At 71.7% G+C, this 9897-nt stretch carries 10 protein-coding genes and 1 tRNA gene; 5 read left to right on the plus strand and 6 right to left on the minus strand.

Annotated elements, in window-relative coordinates; translation table 11 throughout:
* The coding region (locus CCN44_RS17495) for a helix-hairpin-helix domain-containing protein (protein WP_107502079.1) at window positions 1-1685 on the plus strand (1685 nt) is incomplete at its 5' end.
* Window positions 1686-1762: 77 nt separating this feature from the next.
* Here CCN44_RS17495 and CCN44_RS17500 read toward each other — a convergent pair.
* Complete coding sequence (locus CCN44_RS17500) at window positions 1763-2500, minus strand: hypothetical protein (protein ID WP_059248408.1); 738 nt, start codon at window positions 2498-2500, stop codon at window positions 1763-1765.
* Between the two features lie 47 nt (window positions 2501-2547).
* On the opposite strand from CCN44_RS17500, the gene CCN44_RS17505 reads away from it, so the two are divergent.
* Window positions 2548-2736: a DUF5703 family protein gene (locus CCN44_RS17505; RefSeq protein ID WP_043407302.1), complete on the plus strand. Its 189-nt coding sequence runs from the start codon at window positions 2548-2550 to the stop codon at window positions 2734-2736.
* A gap of 69 nt (window positions 2737-2805) precedes the next feature.
* Here the strand turns inward: CCN44_RS17505 and CCN44_RS17510 are convergent, their stop codons facing one another.
* The 3 genes from CCN44_RS17510 to CCN44_RS17520 form a co-directional block, all read right to left on the minus strand.
* Window positions 2806-3666 carry a chaplin family protein gene (locus CCN44_RS17510; protein WP_059248409.1) on the minus strand — a complete coding sequence of 287 codons (861 nt, stop codon included), beginning with the start codon at window positions 3664-3666 and terminating at the stop codon, window positions 2806-2808.
* Window positions 3667-3784: 118 nt separating this feature from the next.
* Entirely contained in the window at window positions 3785-4018 is a 234-nt protein-coding gene (gene chpH, locus CCN44_RS17515) for a chaplin ChpH (RefSeq protein ID WP_059248410.1), read from the minus strand.
* A 165-nt stretch (window positions 4019-4183) separates the two neighbouring features.
* The gene (locus CCN44_RS17520) at window positions 4184-5509 is read right to left on the minus strand and encodes a M20/M25/M40 family metallo-hydrolase (protein ID WP_059248411.1); all 1326 of its coding nucleotides are present in this window, start codon (window positions 5507-5509) and stop codon (window positions 4184-4186) included.
* 199 nt (window positions 5510-5708) lie between these two features.
* Between CCN44_RS17520 and CCN44_RS17525 the strand changes: the two genes are divergently transcribed.
* Window positions 5709-5793, plus strand: a tRNA-Leu gene (locus CCN44_RS17525).
* A 141-nt stretch (window positions 5794-5934) separates the two neighbouring features.
* Window positions 5935-6615 carry an SGNH/GDSL hydrolase family protein gene (locus tag CCN44_RS17530; protein ID WP_086698180.1) on the plus strand — a complete coding sequence of 227 codons (681 nt, stop codon included), beginning with the start codon at window positions 5935-5937 and terminating at the stop codon, window positions 6613-6615.
* Between the two features lie 105 nt (window positions 6616-6720).
* On the opposite strand, the gene CCN44_RS17535 is transcribed toward CCN44_RS17530, so the two are convergent.
* On the minus strand, window positions 6721-7506 hold the full coding sequence (locus CCN44_RS17535) for an AfsR/SARP family transcriptional regulator (RefSeq protein ID WP_079080907.1): 786 nt from the start codon (window positions 7504-7506) through the stop codon (window positions 6721-6723).
* 212 nt (window positions 7507-7718) lie between these two features.
* Here CCN44_RS17535 and CCN44_RS17540 point away from each other — a divergent pair, with 212 nt between their 5' ends.
* Window positions 7719-8360, plus strand: a complete 642-nt coding sequence (locus CCN44_RS17540) for a TetR/AcrR family transcriptional regulator (protein ID WP_059248414.1) — start codon at window positions 7719-7721, stop codon at window positions 8358-8360.
* A gap of 127 nt (window positions 8361-8487) precedes the next feature.
* Here CCN44_RS17540 and CCN44_RS17545 read toward each other — a convergent pair.
* Window positions 8488-9897: flavin-containing monooxygenase (locus CCN44_RS17545; RefSeq protein ID WP_086698181.1), on the minus strand; the 1410-nt coding region annotated here is incomplete at its 5' end.

Below are 9897 nucleotides of genomic sequence, written 5' to 3' on the forward strand. Positions count from 1 at the left end.
TCCTCCCGGAGCGCGGTGTCGCCGCCCTCCTCGGCGAGGGCGCCGACACCGCGCTCCGGGAGGACCCCTGGCAGCTGCTCCGGGTCGGCGGCGTACGGCCGGAGCAGGCCGACGGCTTCGCCCGGGCGCTGCTCGGCGCCGCCTGCGGCCCGGACGACGAGCGGCGGGGCCGCGCGGTGACCGTCTGGCTGCTGGAGCAGGCGGCCGTGGCCGGGCACACCGCCCTGGAGCTGCCCGCGCTCACCGCGGCGCTGGGCCGGCAGGGCGTGCCGGACCCGGACGCGGCGGTGCAGGGCACGCTCGCCGAGGGCGAGGCGCTGGTGTTCCAGGACGCCCTGGAGGAGCCCGGCGCGCCCGCCGCGCAGGACACCGGGACCGGTCAGGGCGACGGCGAGGAGCAGGAGCGGCCGGTCCGGGTGCTCGTCGGCCTGGAGCGGTACGCGCTGGCCGAGGAGAGCCTCGCCGACGGCCTGGCCCGGCTGGTCAACTCGGTGGCCGAGGAGTCCGGGCAGCCCTGGGAGACGGCCGCCGCCGGGCTGTCCGGCGGTGCGGCCGAGCTGGCCCGCGCGGTCGCCGGGCACGGACTGGTGCTGCACACCGGCGGGGAGGCGGCCCGCGCCGAACCGGCCGCGCTGCTCGGTGCCGCCCGCGCCGCGGGCCTGCGGGCCTTCGCCGCCTGCCACACGCCGGACGGGCGCCGGCGCCTGGCCGCCCAGCTGGACGGGGAGCCGGCGGAGCAGGGCGTGGGCACGGTCGCCGGGCTGCTGTCCGGCGCCGAGGGCCCCGGCCGGGACGCGGACGGCGCCCTGGCACTCGATCTGCTGATCGTGCTGGACGCGCCCCAGCTGGACGTGGAGGGCGCCGCGATGCTGGTGGAGTCGCTGCCCGACGGGGCCCGGCTGGTGCTCAGCGGCGACCCCGGCGTGCTGTGGTCGGCCGGGCCGGGCCGCGTCTTCGCCGATCTGCTCGCGGCCCGGATCTGCCCGCAGACCGCCTCCCGCGTCCCGGACCCCGGCCCCCTCGGCGAGCTGGTCTCCGGAATCGGCATCGGCGAGCTGAACCAGGTCGCCGCCCCGGGCAAGGAGATCGTCATCGTGCCGGTGCGGGACGCGGGCGAGGCCGTGCACCGCACGGTGCAGCTGGTCGCGGACTCGGTGCCGCGGGCGATCGGCGTCCCGGCCGACCAGACCGTGGTGATCACGCCGGGCCACGGCGGCGCCGCGGGCACCCGCGCCCTGAACTCCGCGCTGAAGGAGCGCCTCAACCCCGGCCCCGGCCGGTTCGGCGGCTTCGACCCCGGCGACCGGATCGCCTACTCCCCCGCGCCGGGGCGCACGGTGCCGGGCGTGGTGGTGAAGGCCGACGCCGACGGGCTGCACCTGTCGTGCGCCGGCGCCCCCGTCGTCGTGCCCCGGGAGCGGGTGGAGGGCAGTGTCCGGCACGGCTGGGCGCTGACCGCGCACCAGGCGGCGGGCGCCCGCTGGCCGGCGGCCGTCGTGGTCCTGCCCGGCGACGCCGTGCCGGCCCTCAGCCGCCCCTGGGTGTACACGGCGTTCGGCCGGGCGGAACGGCACCTGTCCGTGGTCCACGGCGTGGAGCAGGCCCTGCCGAAGGCGGTCGCGGAGGTACCGGCGAAGCCCCGCACGACCCGGCTGCAGACGCTGCTGCGCACACCGGAAGCCTGACGTCTTCCGGTCCAGCCCCGGCGGCGGATTCCGGCGGTGCCGTACCGGCCTCAGGCCCTACGGCACCGCCGCCCCGCTCACTTCTCGGCGTCGAGCGGCTCCAGCTCCTCGTCGTCGTCCGTGTCCTCGCCGTCCGTGTCCTCGTCCGTGTCCACGTCCTCGTCCTCGTCGACGAAGACGATGTCGTCGTCCCCGTCGTCGGAGATCTCGTCGTCGAACACCGCGCTGACGTCGAACCGGCACACCACCTGCTGCGGGTCGATGTGCTCGAACGGCGCCGCCAGCCATTCCCCGGCCTCGGGCGGCTCCTCCGCCGCGGTGACCCAGAGCGTGGAGTCGCCCTCCTCCAGCCCGAACTCCTTGTGCCGGGAGGCGATCTCGTCCGGTTCGAACTCGCCGAAGAGGATGCCAAGCGCCCCGGGGACGGTCCCGGCGGCATCGTCGTCGTCCCCGCCGTCGTCGTACTCCGCGGCCTGGACCCGCTGGGCCTGCGCCAGCAGCCGCTGGGGTTCCGCCACGGTGTAGTCGCGGCGGATCAGCACGCTGATCGCGTTCGGCTCCTCCGGGCCGGCGTACGGGGGCAGTGTGTCCTCCGCACCGGGGATCTCGAAGGGCGTCACCTCGTCGTAGCGGTCGTAGAGCAGTTCGTCGTACGCCTCGGCGGCAGCGGCCAGCTGGTTGAACGCCTCGGAGACGGCCGGGTCGTCCTCCCCCGACCTGCGTTCGACCGCGGCCAGATGACGGTCGAGCGCGGTCTTGACCGCCTCGGCGGCGGCGCGTACCTCGGCAGCGGTGGGCTGCGCAGCATCAGACATAGTGCAGACGCTATCCGTACCGGGCACCAGCCCGCACAATAGATGCGATGCCGGAATACGAATTTGTCGACGTGTACGTACCTCGCGGGGTCTCCCGCAAGGAGGCGACACGTCTGCTGACGGACCATGCCGAGTACGGACACTGGGAGTTGGACCGACTGAGTCTGTTGCGGGACGGCAGCCGCAAGGTGCGGCTGCGCAGACGGATCATCCGCCAGGTGCGCGCCACGTGGTGAGTCCGGACATGTGACCGGACACGAACGGAGCGGGCCCCGCCGGCATGGCAGGGCCCGCTCCGTTTTCGGTCACGCCGCGGACCGTGCCTTGCGGTAGAGCACCGCGCCCGCGAGCAGCGCGCCCGCGCCGACGGGCACCGCGAGGCCGAGCGGCACCTCGCTGCCCGTGTGGGCGAGCTGGGCGCCGCCCAGGGGCTGGGCGGAGCGGCCGCCCTCCGCCGTGACCTGGGACGCACCGTGGGCCGAGGAGCCGCCCTTGCCGGGCTCGGTGCCCGGGCCGGGGCGGCCGGGCTTCCCGGAGTCGCCCGGGCCGCCGGGCTTGCCCGGGTGCCCCGGGGTGCCCGGGTCACCGGGGTTGCCGGGCTTGCCCGGCTGACCGGGCTGACCAGGAGTCCCGGGGTCCCCCGGCTTGCCCGGCTGACCCGGCTGACCGGGCCGGCCCGGGTGTCCTGGCTGACCGGGCTGCCCCGGCTTGCCGGGCGGGTTGCCGTACCCGCCCTCGTTCGCGCAGTCGTTGCCCGTCGTGGCGTTGCCCGCCCCGATGACGTCGACGCTGTTGCCGCACACGTTCACCGGGACGTCGATCGGCACCTGCACGGTGTTGCCGGAGCCGACGCCCGGCGAGCCGCCGGTGTGGCCGCCCGCGTGCGAGCCGCCGGAGCCACCGTGCTGACCCCCCGAAGTGCCACCGTGGTTGGCGCATGTGTTGCCCACCGACGGGTTGAGCAGCCCGACGACGTTCACGGTGTTGCCGCAGATGTTCACCGGCGCGTGCACCGGTGCCTGCACCGTGTTGCCGGACAGTACGCCGGGTGAACCGGCGGCGCTGCCCGCCGCGCCCGAGTCGGCGTGTGCGTAGCCGCTCGCGGCGGCGATCACACCGGTCGCGGCGGCCATGGTCATCAGGCCCTTGCGCGTGCCCTGTCGCATGCTGAATACCCCCCTGCCTTCCATCTCTCCGTGCTTGAAAGACCGGTCGGCCTCGGAGCGCATGGCGCGCGCTCCGAGGCCGACGGCTCGAAAAGTGACGCCCCTCAGGGAGCCGGCGTCACTTGTTGACGCAGGCGTTGCCGAAGGCGGGGTTCAGGAGCCCGACCACGTTGATCGTGTTGCCGCACACGTTCACCGGGATGTGCACGGGCGCCTGGATGACGTTGCCGGACACCACGCCCGGGGAGTGCACAGCGGCACCCTGGGCGCCGGAGTCGGCGACGGCGAGGCCCGCTCCCGCGAGAACCAGCCCACCGGTGGCAGCCGCAGCAGCGACGACCTTCTTGATCATTCTTCCTCCTTGTTGGCAATGCGATCCCCAAAGCGCGAGATCACATCAACTGCAACGAGGAGGAACTAATGAAGCTACGAACCTATCGTCGCATTCACCCTTCTCAGTCGATCTTCGTACGGCTGCCCGATTCATCGCGGCGCGCGCCCCCCGACGGGGGACGGCTCACGACGCGTCGATGAACCGGTCGAGCACCCGCACGCCGAACTGCAGCCCGTCCACCGGCACCCGCTCGTCCACGCCGTGGAACATGCCGGCGAAGTCCAGCTCCGGCGGCAGCTTCAGCGGGGCGAAGCCGAAGCCGCGGATGCCGAGGTCGTCGAAGGACTTGGCGTCGGTGCCGCCGGAGAGCATGTACGGGATCGCCTTGGCGGTCGGGTCCTCGGCGAGCAGCGCGGACTGCATGGCCTCCACCAGGGCGCCGTCGAAGCTGGTCTCCAGCGCCTTGTCCGCGTGCACGTCCTCGCGGCGCACGTGCGGGCCGAGCAGCCGGTCGAGGTCGGCGAGGAACTCCTCCTCGTGGCCGGGCAGGAACCGGCCGTCGATGTGGGCGGTGGCCTCGCCCGGGATGACGTTGACCTTGTAGCCGGCGTTCAGCTGGGTGGGGTTGGCGGTGTTGCTCAGGGTGGCGCCGATCAGCTTGGCGATGCCGCCGAGCTTGGCGATCGTGGCCTCCATGTCCTCCGGGTCCAGCTCGGTGCCGAGCGCGTCGCCCAGCTCGTCGAGGAAGGCCCGGGTGGTCTTGGTGACCCGTACCGGGAACCGGTGCCGGCCGACCCGCGCGACGGCCTCGGACAGCTCGGTGATCGCGTTGTCGCGGTGGATCATCGAGCCGTGCCCGGCGGTGCCGGCCACGGTCAGCTTCATCCAGTGCATGCCCTTCTCGGCCGTCTGGATCAGATAGAGCCGCCGCTGGTCGTTCACGGTGAAGGAGAAGCCGCCGACCTCGCTGATCGCCTCGGTGACGCCCTCGAACAGCTCGGGGTGGTGGTCGACCAGGTGGCGGGCGCCGTAGGTGCCGCCCGCCTCCTCGTCGGCGAGGAAGGCGACCACGATGTCCCGCGGGGGCCGGCGCCCGCTGCGCAGCCGGTCGCGGACGACCGCCAGCGTCATCGCGTCCATGTCCTTCATGTCGACCGCCCCGCGCCCCCACACGCAGCCGTCCGCGATCTCGCCGGAGAACGGGTGGTGGGTCCAGTCGGCCGCGTTGGCCGGCACGACGTCCAGGTGGCCGTGGATGAGCAGCGCAGGCCGGGACGGGTCCTCGCCCTCGATGCGGGCCACCGTGGAGGCGCGGCCGGGGTGCGACTCGTAGATCTTGGGTTCCAGCCCGACCTCGGCGAGCTTCTCGGCGACCCACTCGGCGGCCTTGCGCTCGCCCGGGCCGGAGTGGTCGCCGTAGTTGCTGGTGTCGAACCGGATCAGCTCGCGGCAGAGGTCCACGACCTCGTCCTCGCCGGTGACGCTCCTGGCCGTGTCCGTCTCGCTCACGTGCTTCCTCCCGCTGTCACTGCTGGTGGTCCTCCTCATCCTCTCTCCGGCCCCCGGCCGGGCCCAAGACCGGACCCGGCCTGTGACACGCCGTTCACGCGCGCCCGGCCCCGGGAGCCGGGGGGTGATCAGCCACCCCCGAAAGCCTGGTAATGTTTCCTTCGTCGCCGCGAGGGAAACCCCGCACGACAGACACCTTGTCCGGGTGGCGGAATGGCAGACGCGCTAGCTTGAGGTGCTAGTGCCCTTTATCGGGCGTGGGGGTTCAAGTCCCCCCTCGGACACCGCAGGAGCGAGGCCCCGACCGTATGGTCGGGGCCTCGTCGCGTTGCCGGCCATACCGTCGGTCATCCCCTTGCTGAAACGTGCCTCCGGGGCGTCGCACACCCCTTGACAGTACATACGCTCGACCGCATTCTTTGTTAATGACTTCGACTGCGACACCGCTCACCGAAGAGACGGACCCGTTCTGCCTGAGCACGGTCGACGCGGCGGCGATGCTCTCCGGCGCCCCCTGGAAGCGCTACGCCGTGATCGGGGACAGCCTCTCCGCGGGCACGGGGGACAAGAGCGTCGGCTACGGGGACCAGGGCTGGTCCGACCGGTTCGCGCACATCCTGCGTCAGGTGCAGCCGGAGCTGGCCTACCTGAACACGGCGGTGATCGGCGCGACGACGGTCGACACGCTCCAGCACCAGATCGACGGCATGCGGGACTTCGGGCCGGATCTGCTGCACATCCCCTGCGGTCCCAACGACCTGCTGCGCCGGTCACCGGACTTCGGGGAGATCGAGCAGAACCTGCGCAGGATGTACGAACTGGCGGCCGAGACGGGCGCCCTGCTCACGACGTTCACGCTGGGCCGCGCCTACGTCGTGCCCGTCTTTGCCGACTGGACCGAGCGGGTGCGCACCCTCAACGACATCACGCGCTCCCTCGCGGACGAGTACGGGGCCGTCGTGGTCGACATGTACGACCACCCCGTCAACGCCCGGGAGAACCTCCTGAGCGAGGATCGCATCCATTTCTCCACGTCGGGGCAGGCGGTGATGGCCGGCGAGATGGTCAGGGCGCTGGCCGCCACCCTGCGGCGCCGCACGTCCTGAACGCCGGTGCGGCGGGGCGGGACACACGCAAGCGGCGCGGTGCGGGAGACCGTGGACTCCCGCACCGCGCCGCGTGCCGCCGTCGGTTCCGGGCTCGGCGGACGGTCAGGTCAGGCGGGCCAGTTCCGCCCGTTCCCGCATGAGGTCCGAGGAGATCCGCCGGCGCGCGGCACTGTGCGCGGTGCGCAGCTCCGGGCCGGGTTCGACGCTCAGCTCCTGGAACAGGACGCGCTCGGCGTTGTGATAGGCCCGGACCGCCTCCGTGTACCGGCCCATCCGCCGCAGCGCCGTGAGCTGGCGCACCCGGATGGACTCGTTCAGCGGGTCGTCGGCGATGAACCGCGGCGCGCTGAGGATCACCTTGTTGTCCTGGCCGAGCGCGAGCCACGCGTCGAGCAGGGCGTCCCGTGCCGTCGACCGCCACTGGTGCAGCTCATCGGCCGCGGAGGTGGTCAGCGGACCCTGCCGGGAGTCCATCAGCGCGTCCGCGCGCCACAGCGCGAGCGCTTCCTCCAGGATCGCCGCCACGACGGACGGGGTGGCCGGCGCCAGGCTCAGCCCTCGCTGCACGAGGTCCCGGAAGCGGTGGGCGTCGACGGACGCCCGGTCCACGTTCAGCCGGTATCCGGAATCGACCGTCTCGACCGCGTCCGCCGGAATGCCGTGCGTCTCCAGCCAGCGGCGGAGCCTGCGGATGTGGGCGTGCACCGCGTTGGTCGCGTCCCGCGTCGTGTTCGCCAGGTTCAGCTCTTCGATGAGTTCGTCCCGCCGAATACCCTCGCCGGCCCGCAGCGCGAGCACGGCGAGAATGTCACGGAGCTTGGCCCCGCACAGCTCCACCTCCGCGTCGTCCACCTCGATTCGCAACGGTCCGAGTATCCCGATACTCATGGCCGACAAGGTTCGCTCCTCCCCCAAGCAATTCCTTCACGTGCCAGAGACGCGAGCGAGCCTAATCTTTCGGCCACTGACGCACAGCCCGCATGTTCGAGTAGGTGACCCGCATGAATGAGCGGGTTCCCCGGTTCCGGATTTCGGCACCGGTGCATGATCGTCCGTCGCCCCTCCTCACAAAGTCGCAGACAAGAGGTACGATCGACCGTATGGGCACTGAGGAGCGAACCTTCGTCACGCGTGCGGGCAGGGGGTCGATCACCGACAAGCGCCTGCTCAAAGGCGCGCGGGCGCGTGAGATCGTACTGCGGCGCGCCGTCGACATCGCCTCCCTCGACGGGCTGGACGACGTGAGTTTCGGCCGCCTCGCGACCGATACGGGCATGAGCAAGGCCGGCATCCAGACGCTCTTCAGAACCAAGGAAGTGCTCCAGCTCGGAACCATCGATTACGCGCGTTCGATGTTCATCGACGCGGTCGTCCGGCCGGCGAGGACAGCGGCTCCCGGGGCCGAGCGGCTGCGTTCTCTGGTCGAGCACTGGATCGACTACGCCCAAACCCCGCTGTTCGAAGGCGGCTGCTTCCAAGTCGCCAACATCGCACGTTTCGACAGCAGGCCGGGAGCGATCCGGGATGCCCTGTTCCGCAATCAGCGGGAATGGCTCGACACCATCGAGAAGGAACTGCGCAACGCCGTCGGCGCCCATGAAATCGCTGAACTGGACATCGATCTCGCGGTCTTCCAGATCGATTCCGTCCTGTGTGCGGCCAATACGGCGCTGCGCCTGGGGGACGAAGGCGTCGTCTCGAAGGTCCGCCGAACCGTCGGCGATCTTCTGAAGGCGCCCTGAGATCGCCTGAAGCCCCCTCCCCTGACAGAGCCCTGCGCGTTCCTCGCGCAGGGCTGTACGGCATGCGGAAGGCCGGTGCCCTCGGCGGGAGGGACACCGGCACGGCCGCGAGCGCCGCGACGGCGGCTCACCGCGAGCGGTCGGCTCCCCCCTGCGTCAGCAGGAACGCCTGGGGGTCGGGGCGGCGGGTGGCGCGCCAGTAGGAGGTACCGGTGCCCGGCCAGGACTGGCGGTTGACGCCCCGGTGGTCGAGGAACCAGCTGTGGCAGCCCCCCGAGTTCCACACGGAGCCCGACAGCTTGGCGTGCAACCAGTCGTTGAAGCGCTGCTGCACCTCGGCACGGACCTCCAGACGGGTGGCGCGACGGGAGCGCATCAGCTTCAGGCACTCGACGATGTAGTGCACCTGCGCCTCGATGACGAACAGGATCGACTGGGCGCCGCCGCCGGAGTTCGGTCCCATCAGCATGAAGAGGTTCGGGAACCCCGCGACGGTGGTGCCCAGGTGGGCCGTCATGCCGTCGCGCCAGGCCTCCTGGATGGTCAGTCCGCCGCGGCCGACGATGTGTTCGCTCGCGCACCGGTTGTCGGTGGAGAAGCCGGTGGCCAGGATCACCACGTCCGCCTCGTGCAGCTCGCCGTCCTTCGTCCTGATCCCGGACTCCGTGAACTCCTCGATGCCCGAGGTGGTCAGGGAGACGTCCGGGCGTTGCAGGGCCGGGAAGTAGTCGTTCGTGAGCAGGATGCGCTTGCAGCCGATGCGGTAGGTGGGGGTGAGCTTGGCCCGCAGCTCGGGGTCGGGCACCTGCTTCTCCAGCGTGCGCTTCGCCGCCAGTTCGAGGACGCCGAGGTACTTCGGGTTGAGGAAGGCGAGCACCGGGAGCTCGTGGGTCCAGTACGCGGCCAGCCGGTACAGGCGCTGGACGAAGGGCAGCGACGCGAAGAGGCGGCGCTCCAGGTGCTTGAGCGGCCGGTCGGCCTTCGGCAGCACCCAGTGCGCGTTGCGCTGGAAGACGTCGACGTGCGCGGCGACGCCCGCGATCCGCGGGATGAACTGCACCGCGCTGGAACCGGTACCGATGACGGCGACCCGCTTGCCCCTCAGGTCGACCGAGTGGTCCCACTGCGCCGAGTGGAACAGCTCCCCCTTGAAGCGGTCCATGCCCGGCAGGTCCGGGACGTTCGGCTGGTGCAGCGCGCCGTGGGCCAGGACGACGATCCGCGGGCGGTACTCCTGCCCCGAGCGGGTCCTGACGTGCCAGCGGTCGGCCGCCTCGTCGAACTCGTACGACGTGACCTCGGTGTGGAACCGGATGTGCGGCTCCAGGTCGCGTTCCTTGACGACGTGCTTGATGTAGTCGAGGATCTCCGGCTGCTCCGCGTACATCCGGCTCCAGTTCCGGTTCGGCGCGAAGGAGTAGGAGTACATCACGCTCGCCACATCGCAGGCGCAGCCCGGGTACGTGTTCTCCCGCCAGGTGCCGCCGACCTCGCCGGCCTTCTCCAGGATGACGAAGTCGCGATGGCCGGCCTCGGC

Source organism: Streptomyces tricolor (assembly GCF_002155905.1).
Taxonomy (GTDB): domain Bacteria; phylum Actinomycetota; class Actinomycetes; order Streptomycetales; family Streptomycetaceae; genus Streptomyces; species Streptomyces tricolor.